Below are 16,240 nucleotides of genomic sequence, written 5' to 3'. Positions count from 1 at the left end.
TTCTTAGCTATGAGCCGCGCTACGTTTCCAAGTAGCGCGGCTTCTATAATATAAGGAAGTAGTTCATACATAGAGCATGAATCGCCAGCTGATGGTTCATAATAGGCGTAGTGTGTGGTGAAAGGCAGGCTAACTCTACAGTCTTTTTCCCTATGGCTAACGTTTTACATTCTATATAGATTTCTATATGATAAATATACGAATGTGCATTATTCGGAGGTGCAAATATTGACAGATAAACTTAGAACGCAAATCCCCCTCCTTCCATTAAGAGGACTATTGGTGTACCCATCCATGGTACTGCACCTTGATGTAGGCAGAGATAAATCAGTTCAAGCACTAGAGCAAGCAATGATGGATAACAATGAAGTGTTTTTAGCTTCTCAAAAAGAAATGAATATTGATGAACCTACTGCTGACGATATTTATAGCGTAGGAACAGTAGCAACGGTTAAACAGATGGTAAAACTTCCAAATGGTACAAATCGTGTTTTGGTCGAAGGCCTCTATCGTGCTTCGGTCGAGCACATAACAGAAGGGGAAGAATTTTATCAGGCAGATATCATAAAACTAGAGGATGTCCATGAAGATCTAAATGAGGAAGAGGCTTTAATGAGAACATTGCTTAGTCAATTCGAGCAATATGTCAAGGTCTCAAAAAAGGTCAGCCAAGAAACGTTTAACACGGTATCTGATATTGATGACCCTAGTCACTTAGCAGATATGGTTACCTCACATCTTCCTATAAAAATAAAAGACAAACAGAGCATATTAGAAATGGAAAACGTAACAGCACGTTTAAAGGAACTCATTGAAATTATTGGAAACGAACGTGACGTCCTGCAGATTGAACAAAAAATTGGTCAACATGTGAAAAAATCAATGGAGAAAACGCAAAAAGAATATTATTTGCGTGAGCAAATGAAAGCGATCCAAAGTGAATTGGGCGATAAAGACGGCAAGTCAGGAGAGGTTGCCCAGCTTCGTGAAAAAATCGAGGAAGCCCATATGCCTGAACGGGTTGAAGCCATCGCTCAGAAGGAATTAGGAAGATATGAGAAAGTTCCCCAAAGCTCAGCAGAGAGCTCAGTCATCCGCAATTACATTGAATGGCTCGTCTCCCTGCCGTGGTCTGAAGAAACAGAGGATAATCTCGATGTTGTCCATGCAGAGAAAATACTTGACGAGGATCATTATGGTTTGGAAAAAGTGAAGGAACGGGTGTTAGAGTATTTAGCTGTACAGCAGCTTACACAATCCATTAAAGGACCGATTCTTTGTTTAGTGGGGCCTCCGGGCGTTGGTAAAACTTCTCTAGCTAAATCGATCGGCAGGGCAATTAACCGCAATTTTGTTAGAATCTCATTAGGAGGTATCCGTGATGAGGCAGAAATTCGTGGACATAGAAGGACCTATATCGGTGCTATGCCAGGCCGAATTATCCAGGGGATGAAGCGAGCTGAAACGGTAAATCCCGTCTTCTTATTAGATGAAGTTGATAAGATGGCTAGTGATTTTCGTGGCGATCCTTCCTCTGCTATGCTTGAGGTACTAGATCCTGAACAAAACAGTACATTCAGTGATCACTTTATCGAAGAACACTACGATTTATCAAAGGTCATGTTCATAGCTACAGCAAATACGATGACCTCGATCCCAGGGCCGTTACTCGATCGGATGGAAGTGATCTCGATTGCTGGGTATACAGAGGTGGAGAAGCTTCATATAGCCAAAGAACATTTGCTGCCTAAACAGATTAAAGAGAATGGGTTGACGAAGAATCAACTTCAATTTAAAGATGAAGCATTACTGAAACTTATCCGTACGTACACGCGTGAAGCTGGAGTCCGTAATTTAGAGCGGCAATTGGCAAGCGTATGCAGGAAGGCTGCCAAGATTATCGTTAGTAAAGAGAAAAAACGGGTTGTTGTTACAGAGAAACAACTTGAAGAACTACTAGGCCGTCCACAATTTCGCTATGGACAAGCAGAACTTGAAGACCAGGTTGGTACGGCTACAGGTCTTGCCTATACGGCAGCAGGCGGTGATACGTTATCAATAGAAGTATCAATTTACCCAGGTAAAGGCAATTTAACATTAACGGGTAAACTTGGTGAGGTAATGAAGGAATCTGCACAAGCTGCGTTTAGCTATATCCGCTCAAAAGCCAATGAGTTGATGATTGATCCTGACTTTGTTGAAAACAATGATATTCACATCCACGTGCCTGAAGGGGCCACACCTAAGGATGGTCCTTCCGCTGGGATAACGATGGCAACGGCACTCGTTTCGGCTTTGACTGGTCGTCCCGTAAAAAAAGAAGTTGGTATGACAGGGGAGATTACGCTGAGAGGGCGCGTTCTGCCTATCGGTGGATTAAAACAAAAGTCTCTTAGTGCCCATCGTGCGGGGCTTTCAACAATTATTATCCCATCAGAAAATGAAAAAGATTTAGAAGATATCCCAGAAAGTGTACGTGAAGGGTTAACCTTTATACCTGTCAAGCATTTAGATGAAGTGCTTGATCAGGCGCTGGCGGCTGAAAATCATGAAGGTTAATCAGGCAGAGATTGTGATTAGTGCGGCTGGTAAAAAGCAATACCCTAAAGAGTTTATTCCAGAAATTGCTCTAGCTGGCCGTTCTAATGTTGGGAAATCTTCTTTTATCAATAAGATGATTCAACGTAAGAACTTAGCGAGGACGTCATCAAAGCCTGGAAAAACTCAAACGTTAAATTTTTATAAGATAAACGAAAGTTTTCATTTTGTGGATGTGCCGGGTTATGGATATGCTAAGGTGTCAAAGAAAGAACGTGCCAAATGGGGACGTATGATGGAGGAATATTTTGCTGAAAGGGAACAACTTCAAGCAACAGCTCTAGTTATTGATGTCAGGCATCAACCTACTGAGGATGATTGTGTGATGTATGATTATTTAAAACACTTCGAGCTCCCAGTGATGGTAATCGCAACGAAGCTGGATAAAATAAAAAAAGGGCAGCGCGATAAACAGTTGAAACTTGTTGCTGACACACTTGAAATGGATGATGGAGATCAGCTTATTCCCTTTTCCTCCGAAACAGGAGAAGGAAAAGATGCTGCATGGAAGAAAATGCTGGAATACTTGAATAGCAATCGTTAGTAAAAAAGAGGTATCATTACTTTTAGTGATACCTCTCAGCTTGTAGAGAAATCCCTTGTTTTTTCTCTGCAAGCTTTTTTTGTACATACATACGGGCGAATACTGCTCGCTTTCCGCGGACGAACGCCCGAGTCTCCTCGTGAAACCCACACTGCGGGGCCTCGGATCGCCCGTTTTCCCGCAGGAGTCTCGCAGTATTCGCCCTTCCGTAATCGAAAAAGACCCCCTTCACCTAATTGACCCTAGCTAGGTGGAGGGAATCTTCTTTATGTTCTGACAGGCTGCTGTCAGTCGCCTGTTCCCGAACCTTTTGTTGTCAATGCAAAGGACAATAACGCAGCCCATGCAGTTCTTTTACACATAGCGCGTGACGGTTTTCTGATGCTTTTGATTTGCGGGAAGAGGACATTCCTTTTCTACGTAGACTTCTTGTTTGGAGAACTTTTTCTTATTGGCGTTGGCCTTCAAGTGAATAGAATCTGTAAAAAGTACACACCCCGCTACCATGCGGTGATTCATGGCCTGAAGCAAGATTTCATCAAAGACTTCTGAAAAGATATCTGTATCTTTATAACGCATTCTACGATTTCTGCTGATGGTCGAGTGATGAGGCACTGGGTCCGCCTAAAAACCATCGGTCAGCCACATTCATCTGAATTTGTCATTCTAACTCCCGTTCCGAACGAATGCCATGGAAATACCAATGAACATCGTTTTAATTGCCAAATGCGTGGTTTAACTCCAGCGTCTTTAGACGGTATCCGCTTTTAGCCTTATCTTTTGATATCTATACTTAAGTTATGAGGTGAAAAGTATGGACGGATATAAGAAGAATAGTCATGCAGTCTATGATGTCAAGAGATCATCAAGACTTCTTCAGGATCAATTCCCTGAACTGAAAAAGAAATACTGGGGACAACACTTATGGGCGAGGGGTTATTTCTGTGTCACAGTTGGAACGGTGGATGAAGAAACAATAAGAAATTATATTGCAAATCAGTTTAGGATTGAAGAATGAGTTTAGTCAATATTAAATTTGCTTAAGCATCCGGAGTTTGAGATGACTTCAGTCTTAAGAACGACTTTAGTCGTAGACATTTTATGTCCAAATCCACCTGCTTTAGCAGGTGGTCGTTTAAAGAGCACAAGGGGATCAAGGGAAGGTTGACCATTTTTCTCCGAATAATAGGGACGGACTTTTTCAGGGATAAAGGAAAAATCTATGTATTGGTCAATCTTACGAAGCAAGTGGCCCTCCGGCACAAGCTCTTCAATCGTAACGATCTCCATCTCATTTTGTCTTTCTTTTCTGGATTGAAACAAAAGATCACCGCCTAAAAAGATTCTATCTATAGGATCAACAAAAGTATAACAAATGAATGCAGTGAATTTACCTGATATATGGACGGGTTGTTAACAGCCCAGTAGGGCCTATATTAAGATTATTCGAAAGCATATAAAGGAATAGATAAGCATATAAAGGATTTTGATAGACTAGTTGTATATTTTACATGTATTTCGTTATTTTTACATTTATTTAAATTTTGGTAAAAGTCAGAATTTTGTATATAATTAAGGGTATAGCATCAAAAAAATGGGGGGAGAGATAGAGTTAATGAAAAAAATATTATTTACATTATTCCTGGGTACTCTTATGTTCTTCACGCTCGTTGCTTGTGGAAGCGGCAATGAAGAAAAAGCTTCATCAGATTCAAACACTTCAGGTGAATCTTCTGCTGGATATGACATTGTTGAACAAGGAAAGTTAACGTTTGCTGCATCTGGGGAATTTCGCCCATTTAGTATGACAACTGGCGGCGAGATGACGGGGTTTGATATTGATGTTGGAAATGCAGTGGCAAAAGAGCTTGGCTTAGAACCGGTTCAGGAAAAATCTAAATTTGCCGCCATTGTAGAGGGGGTTAAATCTGGACGCTATGATATTGCGGTAGCTAGCCACACCATTACAGAAGAACGTGCCAAAGAGGTAGACTTCTCCACCCCTTACTATTATTCAGGTGCACAAATTTTCACCAGACCAGATAGCAACAGCGAAACATTAGAGGATTTAGAAGACCTTGAAATAGCTGTATCAAAAGGCTCGACCTACGTTAAATTTGCTGAAAAAGTAACGGATAAAATAAAAGTATATGATAGCGATGTTGTTGCCTTGCAGGCGCTTGCGAAAGGTCGGCATGATGCTGTCATTACCGACTTCCTTACAGGAAAAGAGGCGATTGGAGAAGGGCTTAAAGTCAGAGGAAAGAAAATCATTGATCGCAGTGACCAAGCGATAGCTGTTGCAAAAGGTAATGATAAACTGCTGGAAGATATTAATGCTGCATTAAAGACACTTAGGGAAAATGGTACGCTTGAAAAGATAAGTAAAAAGTACTTTAGCGATGATATAACAACTGTACCTGAGTAGGCTGTTTAATGACGGATAAGACCTGATTAAAGAGTACGCTTTGCGTGCTCTTTTTCACTTGAAAGGGAGTGTAGGTGATGGAATATAGTGGATTTTGGGATGCTTTAGTTGAAAGCCGGGGCCTCTTTGTTGAAGCTGCATTTATGACATTAAGACTTACAGCAGTTTCAATATTCATGGCCGTTTTCATAGGTCTATTCTTTGCTTTACTAAAAATTTCAACCTTCAAACCATTGGGGTGGCTGGCTAATGTATACATTTATATTGTTCGAGGCACCCCACTAATTGTCCAAATCTTTGTATTCTACTATGGACTTACTGAAATATGGATGATGAGCGGTTTTTGGGCTGTCTCTCTCGGTCTCGCATTCCATAATGGAGCTTATATTGCCGAAATATTTCGTGGGTCGATCCAGTCAATTGGAAAAGGGCAAACAGAGGCGGGCCGCTCACTAGGTATGAGTCATTCATTAACGATGAGTCGGATTATCTTGCCTCAAGCTCTAAGACGAGCATTGCCACCGTTAGGAAACCAGTTTATCATTGGATTAAAGGATTCATCTCTAGCAGCTTTTGTTGGAGTAGCAGAAATCTTTGCTGTCGCTACGACGCAGGGAGCGAATACATTTGACTATATGACCTGGTTACTCGTTAGTGCGGTCTATTATTTGATCCTTGTATTCCTGCTTACGATTGTAGTCAGTCTAGTCGAAAAGAAATTAGCTGTAAGTGATTAATGGAAGGAGGTCGGATCGTTTGACTGAAGCTAAAGAAATGATTCGCGTAGATAAACTAAATAAATATTTTGGGGATCTACACGTTCTTAAAGATATTGATTTTAAGGTGAAGGAAAGTGAGGTAGTTGTTTTAATAGGGGCTAGTGGTTCAGGAAAGAGTACCATGCTTCGCTGCTTGAATTTTCTTGAACTCAGAAACAGTGGGGAAGTGACCATCAGAGGAGAAGATGTTGACCCTAAAAAAGATAATTTAAATGTGGTGAGACAAAAAGTAGGTATGGTTTTCCAACATTTTAACTTGTTCCCACATAAAACAGTGTTAGAGAATGTGACAGAAGCGCCAATCCAAGTAAAGAAGGCTTCAAAAGCTGAAGCGTTAAAAGTAGGAAAGCAGCTGCTTAAAAAAGTTGGTTTGGAAGATAAAGCAAATAGTTATCCTTCACGTTTATCGGGCGGGCAGAAGCAACGTGTTGCTATTGCAAGAGCACTTGCCATGAAACCTGAGATTATGCTGTTTGATGAGCCGACTTCTGCGCTTGATCCAGAGCTAGTAGGCGAAGTTCTGCAGACAATGAAGGACTTGGCTAAAGAGGGGATGACGATGGTTGTTGTAACTCATGAAATGGGTTTCGCTCGGGAAGTAGCTGATCGAGTTGTCTATATACATGAGGGCAGAATTGTTGAAACAGGTCATCCGCACAATATTTTCGATCATCCAAAAGAAGACAGAACGAAAGCATTTCTAGGCTCTATTTTGTAGAAGAAGGGAAGCTTCATATAGACGAATAAAATAGCTAGAGGTAATAGTCTTCTGGTTTGCCTCATTAATGCATAAAAAAGCCCCACTCATTTAGGCAAGAGGCCTCTGAAAAAGCGACATTTGTTCATTTCTATAACGAATGTATTTGTCATTTTTGTTATGTATGAAATGGCCGTATGATTTTTTTGTACAAAGACCTCAGATATACAAGCTGATATCTGTGCTCTCTTGGTGGGTTCCGTTATAAACAGAGAAAGGTGGCAGGGGAACGCGTCGTTCCCCTGCCACCTTTCTCTGTTCCTAACCTTTATTCCAGTAACGGCTTTTAATTCAATAACCACATTCCCATTATTCCTGCAATCATCTATACCATTTCATAGTGAGTTTACTTAAATCAGTAATCGAATACTGTATAAATACGCACGGCTATGCAATAATGGGGTTGGTCATCTTCTTTTTTTACTATACACAGACTTTTCAGTGGCCTCCTTAGGCAAGCTGGCCTTTTTATGTATTATTTCTTTTTATTAAGCAAATAGATACCAAAGCCAATTAAAATAACGGGCCAGAAACTTTCAATCCAATTAAATAACAGATATATAAAATGGAACCATCCAGGATTGGGAGTAGACAGCAGGGCAAACAAAGCTACACCAATTAATATGAATCCGGGGATCCAGCCTGATTTTGTTTTAAGAGACCTAAGTATGAGCGCTGCCCCTACGAGAAGAGGGTACACCCCCCAGTGATCAATCCAGAATGCATAATGAGTTCGACCATGAAAGTGAATACCTAATCCAAGCAGCAAGGCGCCAGTAAAAATATTAGAGTATTCCCTAGTCAGGTAACTATGTAATAAAAAGGCGATACCAATAATAATAAGTAAGGTCGTCCATGAGTAAAAAGGGTTCAAATAGGGAATATTAAACTGACGTATAAGAAAATATAAACCAAGACCAATTAATAAGAAACCTGCGAAAGAATCTGGCTTCTTCATAACATGACACCCTCCAGAAATACATAGATTAGAAATGCAGAAGCGCTCGTGACGGGTATAATCATACAAGCCTAGAGGAGCTTGACGATTATTCTCATCTCAAGAATTGATTTCTTGCGATTACAAGTTTATTTTGGTATATTACAATCGAGTTATTAATTATAGTGTTTCTAATCTGAGAATATAAAGTGATTGATTATCCTATTTATATCCTATCACAAGGGATTCAAATTCTGTTCATATTTTCACAGAAAAAATCAACGTTTTCATGTTATAATAAGTAATATGTGATAAGTTAGGAACGTTATATGGGGGTAGATGAAATGCACATTTTAGCTGTCGGACTCAATTATAAAACAGCCCCTGTGGAAATTCGGGAAAAACTTACATTTTCAGATGAGAGCTTAACTGAGGCAATGCAGAAGCTTAATGCCCAAAAAAGCGTGCTTGAAAATGTAATCATTTCTACATGCAATCGTACAGAAATCTACGCTGTTGTCGATCAGCTGCATACGGGGCGCTACTATATTAAACAATTTTTGGCTGATTGGTTTACTATTGAAAAAGAGGATTTCTCACCGTTTCTTTCTATTTATGAAGCGGACGGAGCTATGGAACATTTGATGCGTGTAACATCTGGTCTTGATTCCATGGTATTGGGAGAAACGCAAATCCTGGGGCAAATGAAGCAAGTTTTTTCGAAAGCTCAAGAAGCCAACACAACGGGAACAATATTCAATCAATTATTTAAGCAAACCGTAACAATGGCTAAGAAAGGACATAAAGACACAGGTATTGGGGAAAATGCTGTGTCCGTTAGTTATGCAGCTGTTGAATTAGCTCGCAAAATTTTTGGTGACCTGGTTCATAAACATATCGTTATTATCGGTGCAGGAAAAATGGGTGAACTTGCCGCGAAGAACCTTCAAGGCTTTGGTGTTAAACAAGTAACCGTTCTTAATCGTACATTATCGAAAGCTCAAGTAGTCGCTGATCAATTTAGTGGACAAGCAGATACGATGGAAAATCTAGATGCCGTTCTTTCAAGTGCTGATATTGTAATTAGTTCAACAGGATCAAGTGAGTATGTTCTAACACGCGAACAAATGGAACCTATCCACCGCTCTAGAAAAGGAAAGCCGCTTTTCTTCGTAGATATTGCTGTACCAAGGGACCTTGATCCACAAATGGAAGAACTTGAAAGTGTCTTCCTCTATGACATTGATGATTTACAAGGAATTGTTGATGCGAACTTAGCTGTTCGTAAACAAGCGGCCGAGGAAATCGAAATCATGATTGAAGCTGAAATTGTAGAATTTAAGGAATGGCTTCAAACGATCGGGGTAATCCCTGTTATTTCTGCGCTTCGGGCGAAGGCGATGGGAATTCAATCTGAAACAATGAGCAGTATTGAAAGAAAAATGCCTGATTTGACGGAACGTGAAAAGAAAGTTTTGCGTAAGCATACCAAAAGTATCATTAATCAGATGCTTAAAGACCCTATTCTTCAGGCGAAAGAACTTGCTGCGAAGCCTGACGCTGAAGAATCCTTGCGTCTCTTCACACAAATCTTTGGAATTGAAGATACAGTGGAGGAGGAAGCGAAGGAACAGGAGAAAAGAAATAATAAGCCCGTAAAGTTTGATACAGAAGATGCTGTATCCTTTCCCACACTTACTCAAACTGTAAATTCATAGGGTGGAGGTTTACTATGTTCGAACTTAAGTGGGTCTATGAGTTAATCCTCTTCCTGTACGGCTGCAGTTTAATTGGATACTTTATTGACTTTATTCAAAATAACCGGAAGGCGAATATAGCTGCCTTCTGGTTACTTAGTATGGTTTGGGGGCTACAAACTCTTTTTTTATTAAGGCAAATTTTTGTAGAGGGAAACTTCCCGGTCATGACGGTTTATGATGGACTTTATTTTTACGCGTGGATATTAGTTACTTTTTCGTTAATTATAAACCGACTGTTTCGTGTGGATTTTCTCGTGTTTTTCACAAATGTTGTTGGGTTTTTAGTTATGTTGCTCCATATTTCAACGAGGGCGCAAAATGTTTTAGATGACCAGGGAATAGAGCTAGTCCATGAGATGTTGGTTGCTCATATAACCTTGGCGATTATTTCCTATGGTTTTTTTACATTTTCGTTTATCTTTTCAATGATGTATTTATTACAATACCGTTTACTAAAGCAAAAGAAGTGGAATACCAAATTGTTTCGTCTCGGAGATTTAACGAGGCTTGATCATTTTTCATATATATCGGTTATTCTGGGTGTGCCGCTGCTTCTTATAGCTGTGATTCTTGGAGTGACTTGGGGTATGTATCAGAAGATGTCTTTTATTGGTATGACTCTAAGACGCTGGGGTCATTTATCGTCCTGCTAGTCTATATGATCTATTTGTTTTTGCGTGTTGTTAAAGGGTACCAGGGCCGAGTAATTTCTATATTCAATTCAGCAGCATTTCTGTTTCTATTAATCAATTTCTTTTTATTCGGCTCATTGTCGAATTTTCATTTTTAGTTTTCTTGAGGAGGATGTAAGGTGCGAAAAATAGTAATAGGATCACGGAAAAGTAATTTAGCGATTACACAAACGGAATGGGTTATTGAGCAGTTAAAAAGAATAAATCCTTCTTATGAATTTGAAATCAAAAGAATCTCGACAAAGGGTGATCAAATCCTCGATGTTACGTTAAATAAAGTCGGGGGAAAAGGTTTGTTTATAAAAGAAATCGAACAAGCTATGTATAACAAGGAAATTGATATGGCTGTTCATAGCATGAAGGATATGCCTGCTATTGTAGCTGAGGGGTTAACGGTTGCTTCTGTCCCTGTCCGTGAAGATCATCGCGATGCCTTCGTATCCAATGACCACGTAGCTCTAAAGGACTTAAAAGAAGGGGCGATTGTCGGGACGAGCAGTTTGCGCCGCGGCTCACAAATTAAAGCCATTCGACCTGATCTTGAAATTAAATGGATTCGTGGAAACATTGATAGTCGTCTTCAAAAGCTTAAAAATGAAGAATATGATGCCATCGTGCTAGCAGCTGCCGGTCTTAAACGGATGGGCTGGAGTGATGACCTCGTAACTGAGTATTTAGAGCCTGATGTTTGTGTCCCTGCAGTAGGACAAGGAGCACTCGCTCTTCAATGCCGTGAAGATGATAAAGAACTGGTTGAGTTTCTTCAGCAAATCAATCACAGGTATACAGAGACCACTGTCAAGGCTGAACGTAAATTCCTTCATGATTTAAATGGCGGCTGTCAAGTTCCAATCGGCGGCTATGCTTATTCACAGGGAGATACAATTACGCTGACAGCTCTAGTAGGAAAGCCTGATGGTACAACGATTCTTCAAGAAACCGTGACAGGAAAAGACCCTGTGGCAGTAGGAACGGAGGCTGCAGAACGTCTTAAAAAACAAGGTGCTCAAGAGATTGTTGATCGGGCGATAGAGGAGTATGACCAGTAATGGGACCGCTAGAAGGGAAAAATATCCTGATTACAAGGGCATCTTCCCAATCTTCATCTATAACGAGGGAGATTGAACAAAAAGGCGGGAGAGTGATTCATGTCCCTCTCCTCCAGTTTAAATTGAAAGACTCAGTAGAAAATAAGCACATCCTTACTAAACTTCACGACTTCAGCTGGGTTTTTCTAACAAGCTCTAATGGCGTGAAGTTTTTTTTCGAACTGCTATCGCTTTATGACGTTAAAATTCCTCGCTCATGTAAATGGGCTGTTGTGGGTGAGAAAACGGCTGAAACGCTTGAATCATATGGGGTGAAACCTGATTTTATCCCAACAAACTATCGAGCAGTAGCAATGGTAGAACAGTTTTTCGAGCGAGTAGGAGAGCCAGGGAAAATATTATTTGTCCGTGGCAATCGATCAAGAAAAGTGCTGCCTCACGCTTTCTTGCAACAGCAGGTATTTTTCCAAACGGTTACGGTATATGATACGCTAGTAGTGGATGACGAGGATGTGCTGATACGAAAACTTGACCAGCTTGATGCGCTTACGTTTACTAGTCCTTCAACAGTGGAGGCATTTATGCAACGGATAGAAAAGCGTCAAGAAGAAGCGCTGCATATCCCCTGTTTCTGTATCGGGCCAACGACAGGAGAAGCAGCCAAGTCTTATGGGTTTCAAACAGTCTATATTCCAGAGGTATACACAATAAAAACTATGATTGACAAAATGGCTGCTCATTTTGATAAGAGAGGATAGTTTTCGATGAATGATTTACAGTTTAAAAGACATCGCAGATTAAGAACAACGGAGTCAATGCGCTCCCTCGTTAGAGAAACACACCTTCATAAAGAAGATTTAATTTTCCCAATCTTTGTTGTAGAAGGGGATGGAATTAAAAGTCCTGTTGAGTCTATGCCAGGTGTTCATCACGTTTCACTAGACTATTTATCTGAAGAAATGGACGAGCTTGAGCAATTAGGGGTGCGTTCTGTTATCGTATTTGGTGTTCCCAAGGAAAAAGATGCGGTTGGTACGCAAGCCTTTCATAGGGAGGGAATCGTCCAACAAGCGATTCGGCATATAAAAAAACACCATTCTTCTTTGACGGTAATTGCTGATACGTGCTTATGTCAATATACCGATCATGGCCATTGTGGTGTGGTCAGGGATGGTGACATTGCTAACGATGAATCACTAGGATACATTACAAAAACAGCCGTGAGTCAAGCAGAAGCAGGAGCTGATGTGATTGCACCATCGAATATGATGGATGGTTTTGTTGCTGCGATTCGCCACGGGCTCGATGAAGCAGGTTACAGCCAAATTCCTGTTATGTCTTATGCTGTAAAATATGCTTCAGCCTTTTATGGTCCGTTCCGTGATGCTGCACATAGCACACCGCAATTTGGTGATCGCCGCGCTTATCAAATGGATCCGGCTAATCGCTTGGAAGCTATTCGTGAGGCGGAGTCTGATGTCGAAGAAGGAGCAGACTTCCTCATCGTTAAGCCAGCTCTATCTTACTTAGATATTATGAGGGAAGTAAAAGACCGTTTCAATTTACCGCTTGTAGCCTATAACGTGAGCGGGGAGTATTCAATGATTAAGGCCGCTGCTAAAAACGGCTGGGTAAATGAACAAGAAATAGTGATTGAGAAATTGACCTCTATGAAGCGGGCTGGGGCTGACTTAATTATTACTTATTTTGCTAAAGATGTTGCGCGTTATTTAGAGCAATAATTTGTGGTAGGGAAAGGGTGGTAAGGATGAAAAACTTTGAACGATCTACGGATGCATATAAGGAGGCAGTGGATTTAATGCCAGGTGGTGTAAACTCACCGGTCCGTGCTTTTAAGTCTGTGGATATGACCCCTATTTTCATGGAACAGGGAAAAGGGTCGAAAATCTATGATATTGATGGTCACGAGTACGTAGATTATGTGCTAAGCTGGGGGCCATTAATTCTAGGTCATGCTGATGACCGTGTTGTGGAATCGCTAAAAAAAGTGACGGAACTTGGGACAAGTTTTGGTGCACCCACATTAATTGAAAATAAATTAGCTCAGCTTGTGATTGATCGTGTGCCATCCATTGATATGCTGCGTATGGTAAACTCTGGTACGGAGGCTACAATGAGTGCATTGAGAGTTGCACGTGGGTATACGGAGCGTAATAAAATCCTTAAGTTTGAAGGGAATTACCATGGTCATGGAGACTCGTTATTGATTAAAGCAGGCTCTGGTGTTGCAACACTAGGATTGCCCGATTCTCCAGGTGTACCTGAGTCGATTGCAAAAAATACGATTACCGTTCCTTACAATGATATCGAGAGCGTTCGATATGTATTTGAACAATACGGGGATGACCTGGCTGCTGTCATCATCGAGCCAGTATCCGGCAATATGGGTGTGGTTCCGCCGCGAGAAGAATTTTTAAGTGAGTTGCGTACATTAACCGAAAGTAATGGAACTGTACTTATTTTTGATGAGGTGATGACAGGTTTTCGTGTTGGTTACAATAGTGCACAAGGGCATTTCGGAGTAACTCCGGATATGACTTGCCTCGGTAAGGTGATCGGTGGAGGGCTGCCTGTAGGTGCTTATGGAGGTAAACGTGAGATCATGGAGCGTGTAGCCCCTGTTGGTGATATTTATCAAGCAGGAACATTATCAGGAAACCCATTAGCAATGACTGCAGGATACGAAACACTAACGGCTATGAATGAGAACGCCTATCGGGAAATTAATAAAAAGGTAGACCGCTTAATTGAAGGGTTTACTGCAGCGGCAGAAAAATACCAAGTTCCCCTCACAGTGAACCGTGCTGGATCTATGGTGGGCTTCTTCTTTACAGGTCAGGCTGTAACAGATTTTGATACAGCTAATCAATCTAACCTCGACTTATTTGCGAAGTACTATCGGGGGATGATTGAAGAAGGTATCTTTCTACCGCCGTCACAATTTGAAGGGATGTTTTTGTCCCTTGCCCACACGGATGAAGATATTGAATTTACCATTCGTGCGGCAGAAAAGGTTTTTGCCAAATTATAATGAATCAGTCAGGACATTGCCTTTTAGGGTGATGTCCTTTTTTATCGTCCAGGAAATTATAAAAATATTTGCCTGTGGATAAGCTTACATGAAGTTAGCCACACCCAGCTCCAGCACCCGAGACACGCAAGACTAGTCAATCGCCTCCGTGGCCCCACAGGACGTGGGGTCGTCCGACGTTGAAACAGGATGTTTCGAACTTAGTCGAACATCCATGAAGTCTTTTCCACTGCGCCGCTTGTTTTATGCTTGTCGTGTCTACCGGGGCGCCCCGCGCTTTTGTTCTTTCGTGTCTAGTTTCATCCCGGGGCAGCCTAACGTCCTTGCTTTTTGAATTATGTATATAAAAGAGACTTATGCATATGGTGTAATAAACAACTATGTTGATTTTAAATAGGGAGGGGACGTTATTTTGGATAATAATCAGGAGCAAGTTTTTACATTTCACTTAAATGAGTCCTTATGGTTTCAAGAAGGACAGGGAGTTCGTGAATTAATTGGTATATCGTTGGAACCAGAAGTAACAATAGAAAACTTAGGGGAGGACGTCCGTCTTAAAGGTACCGTTGTTCTAGCTGGTGAATATATGCCAGGGCAAGAAGAGGATAAGTATGCTGAAACACCGGCCATTCAATCGGTTCGCGTAGTTGACTCTGTAGAAAGAGGAGAAGAAGGGATCTTTCAATTCAATCACTCCTTTCCTGTGGAGGTGACCATTCCAGCTGATCGTGTGATTGATATGGATGATGTGCACATAAATATTGAAAGCTTTGACTATGAGCTTCCAGCTGAACATCAACTAAGACTTCAGGCTCAACTTAATATTAATGGGTTGAGACAGGAGGAAGCTGTAGAAGAACCTGAATATGAAGAATATGATGAATCAGTGACCATTGGGCCAGTTGATTTTAACAAACACGATGAATCAAAACAGGCTGATCCAAGGAATGAGGCACCTGTATTGGACCTTCAAGAACATCGAAAGCAACAGGAACCGGAACCGGATCAATCTGAAGACCTTGAAACTAGTGGAGATAGATGGCCATATAAGAAATCACAAAGCTTATCCGACTATTTTAACGAGAAGAAAGGGAAGCAAACACCTGATGTATCCTCTGAAAGCACAAGTGAATGGGAAGGAACATCGAATATGTTTGGGAGTGATGTATCTCCATCTCCATCGCCAGTTTCTTCTTATAAGGCAGAGGAAGTGCAGGAGGATGTGGAGAACGAACCTTCCTCTGCAGATGTGAATGGGATTAAACAAATATTTAAGCACTTATTCCCGAATCGGGAAGACACGTACACACAAATGAAAATGTATATTGCTCAAAATGACGAAACTATTGAAGAAATTGCAGAAAGATATGAAATCCCGGTTAAGCAATTGGAGAAAATCAATGACTTGGAAGCAGATGTTACTCCTGGTCAAATTGTATATATCCCGAGTTAAATCCACTTTAAGTGGAAAGCTATATAGATACAAATAAAGATACCTGCTAAGAAGACATCCAGGGTAGTTGGGAAAAAGATGGTTCGAAACACTTGATAAATCATAATCGGCAATGTTGCTCGTTCAAGAATGTATAGGCAATGTCTGCACCACGGCGGCAGTCGATATCGATAAAAACGACTCATCTAATG

14 protein-coding genes and 3 pseudogenes are annotated in these 16,240 nt (G+C 40.9%); 13 read left to right on the top strand and 4 right to left on the bottom strand.

The window, feature by feature from the left end; translation table 11 throughout:
• Positions 1–228 precede the first annotated feature (228 nt).
• Positions 229–2,559 (top strand): endopeptidase La, encoded by a 2,331-nt coding sequence (lon, locus tag MUO14_RS02605; protein WP_244753503.1) that lies wholly within the window; start codon positions 229–231, stop codon positions 2,557–2,559.
• Entirely contained in the window at positions 2,549–3,142 is a 594-nt protein-coding gene (gene yihA / locus MUO14_RS02600; protein WP_244753502.1) for a ribosome biogenesis GTP-binding protein YihA/YsxC, read from the top strand. Before lon ends, yihA begins: the two co-directional genes overlap by 11 nt.
• A 414-nt stretch (positions 3,143–3,556) precedes the next feature.
• Here yihA and MUO14_RS02595 read toward each other — a convergent pair.
• Positions 3,557–3,842: pseudogene (locus MUO14_RS02595) on the bottom strand (transposase); the annotation flags it as partial.
• A gap of 114 nt (positions 3,843–3,956) precedes the next feature.
• Between MUO14_RS02595 and MUO14_RS02590 the strand changes: the two are divergent.
• Positions 3,957–4,160, top strand: coding sequence for a transposase (locus tag MUO14_RS02590; RefSeq protein WP_396265796.1), 204 nt, complete (start codon positions 3,957–3,959; stop codon positions 4,158–4,160).
• A 116-nt stretch (positions 4,161–4,276) separates the two neighbouring features.
• Here MUO14_RS02590 and MUO14_RS24965 read toward each other — a convergent pair.
• Positions 4,277–4,432 (bottom strand): annotated as a pseudogene (locus tag MUO14_RS24965) (IS5/IS1182 family transposase); the annotation flags it as partial.
• A gap of 325 nt (positions 4,433–4,757) precedes the next feature.
• On the opposite strand from MUO14_RS24965, the gene MUO14_RS02580 reads away from it, so the two are divergent.
• The 3 genes from MUO14_RS02580 to MUO14_RS02570 all read left to right on the top strand — a co-directional run bounded on the left by MUO14_RS02580 (position 4,758) and on the right by MUO14_RS02570 (position 7,067).
• Positions 4,758–5,570, top strand: a complete 813-nt coding sequence (locus MUO14_RS02580; protein WP_244753501.1) for a transporter substrate-binding domain-containing protein — start codon at positions 4,758–4,760, stop codon at positions 5,568–5,570.
• Positions 5,571–5,647: 77 nt separating this feature from the next.
• The gene (locus MUO14_RS02575) at positions 5,648–6,307 is read left to right on the top strand and encodes an amino acid ABC transporter permease (RefSeq protein WP_244753500.1); all 660 of its coding nucleotides are present in this window, start codon (positions 5,648–5,650) and stop codon (positions 6,305–6,307) included.
• Between the two features lie 19 nt (positions 6,308–6,326).
• Positions 6,327–7,067 carry an amino acid ABC transporter ATP-binding protein gene (locus MUO14_RS02570; protein WP_304654210.1) on the top strand — a complete coding sequence of 247 codons (741 nt, stop codon included), beginning with the start codon at positions 6,327–6,329 and terminating at the stop codon, positions 7,065–7,067.
• 514 nt (positions 7,068–7,581) lie between these two features.
• On the opposite strand, the gene MUO14_RS02565 is transcribed toward MUO14_RS02570, so the two are convergent.
• A complete protein-coding gene (locus tag MUO14_RS02565; RefSeq protein ID WP_244753499.1) occupies positions 7,582–8,064 on the bottom strand; it encodes a LiaI-LiaF-like domain-containing protein in 483 nt (160 codons plus the stop codon).
• Between the two features lie 323 nt (positions 8,065–8,387).
• Here MUO14_RS02565 and hemA point away from each other — a divergent pair, with 323 nt between their 5' ends.
• From hemA to spoVID, 7 genes and pseudogenes are all read left to right on the top strand, one after another.
• Complete coding sequence (gene hemA / locus MUO14_RS02560) at positions 8,388–9,761, top strand: glutamyl-tRNA reductase (RefSeq protein ID WP_244753498.1); 1,374 nt, start codon at positions 8,388–8,390, stop codon at positions 9,759–9,761.
• A gap of 14 nt (positions 9,762–9,775) precedes the next feature.
• Positions 9,776–10,593 (top strand): annotated as a pseudogene (locus MUO14_RS02555) (cytochrome c biogenesis protein).
• Positions 10,594–10,614: 21 nt separating this feature from the next.
• Complete coding sequence (gene hemC / locus MUO14_RS02550; protein ID WP_244753497.1) at positions 10,615–11,544, top strand: hydroxymethylbilane synthase; 930 nt, start codon at positions 10,615–10,617, stop codon at positions 11,542–11,544.
• Positions 11,544–12,302, top strand: coding sequence for a uroporphyrinogen-III synthase (locus MUO14_RS02545; protein ID WP_244753496.1), 759 nt, complete (start codon positions 11,544–11,546; stop codon positions 12,300–12,302). The genes hemC and MUO14_RS02545 overlap by 1 nt, the downstream gene beginning before the upstream one ends.
• 6 nt (positions 12,303–12,308) lie before the next feature.
• Entirely contained in the window at positions 12,309–13,286 is a 978-nt protein-coding gene (hemB, locus tag MUO14_RS02540; RefSeq protein ID WP_244753495.1) for a porphobilinogen synthase, read from the top strand.
• A 26-nt stretch (positions 13,287–13,312) separates the two neighbouring features.
• Positions 13,313–14,596: a glutamate-1-semialdehyde 2,1-aminomutase gene (gene hemL / locus MUO14_RS02535; protein ID WP_244753494.1), complete on the top strand. Its 1,284-nt coding sequence runs from the start codon at positions 13,313–13,315 to the stop codon at positions 14,594–14,596.
• 412 nt (positions 14,597–15,008) lie between these two features.
• Positions 15,009–16,049: a stage VI sporulation protein D gene (spoVID, locus tag MUO14_RS02530; RefSeq protein WP_244753493.1), complete on the top strand. Its 1,041-nt coding sequence runs from the start codon at positions 15,009–15,011 to the stop codon at positions 16,047–16,049.
• Here spoVID and MUO14_RS02525 read toward each other — a convergent pair.
• The gene (locus tag MUO14_RS02525) at positions 16,046–16,234 is read right to left on the bottom strand and encodes a hypothetical protein (protein ID WP_244753492.1); all 189 of its coding nucleotides are present in this window, start codon (positions 16,232–16,234) and stop codon (positions 16,046–16,048) included. The two genes, spoVID and MUO14_RS02525, sit on opposite strands and share 4 nt — an antisense overlap.
• Between the last annotated feature and the right edge of the window lie 6 nt (positions 16,235–16,240).

The sequence above is a fragment of the Halobacillus shinanisalinarum genome, assembly GCF_022919835.1.
In the GTDB taxonomy this organism is placed as follows: domain Bacteria; phylum Bacillota; class Bacilli; order Bacillales; family Halobacillaceae; genus Halobacillus_A; species Halobacillus_A shinanisalinarum.
This window is presented reverse-complemented; position numbering and strand designations above follow the sequence as displayed.

Bases quoted from the DNA above. Each gene is read 5' to 3' on its own strand.
- MUO14_RS02590 (WP_396265796.1), top strand. From the start codon at position 3,957: ATGGACGGATATAAGAAGAATAGTCATGCAGTCTATGATGTCAAGAGA.
- hemL (WP_244753494.1), top strand. From the start codon at position 13,313: ATGAAAAACTTTGAACGATCTACGGATGCATATAAGGAGGCAGTGGAT.
- MUO14_RS02575 (WP_244753500.1), top strand. From the start codon at position 5,648: ATGGAATATAGTGGATTTTGGGATGCTTTAGTTGAAAGCCGGGGCCTC.
- MUO14_RS02565 (WP_244753499.1), bottom strand. From the start codon at position 8,064: ATGAAGAAGCCAGATTCTTTCGCAGGTTTCTTATTAATTGGTCTTGGT.
- MUO14_RS02525 (WP_244753492.1), bottom strand. From the start codon at position 16,234: ATGAGTCGTTTTTATCGATATCGACTGCCGCCGTGGTGCAGACATTGC.
- MUO14_RS02580 (WP_244753501.1), top strand. From the start codon at position 4,758: ATGAAAAAAATATTATTTACATTATTCCTGGGTACTCTTATGTTCTTC.
- yihA (WP_244753502.1), top strand. From the start codon at position 2,549: ATGAAGGTTAATCAGGCAGAGATTGTGATTAGTGCGGCTGGTAAAAAG.
- hemB (WP_244753495.1), top strand. From the start codon at position 12,309: ATGAATGATTTACAGTTTAAAAGACATCGCAGATTAAGAACAACGGAG.
- hemA (WP_244753498.1), top strand. From the start codon at position 8,388: ATGCACATTTTAGCTGTCGGACTCAATTATAAAACAGCCCCTGTGGAA.
- MUO14_RS02545 (WP_244753496.1), top strand. From the start codon at position 11,544: ATGGGACCGCTAGAAGGGAAAAATATCCTGATTACAAGGGCATCTTCC.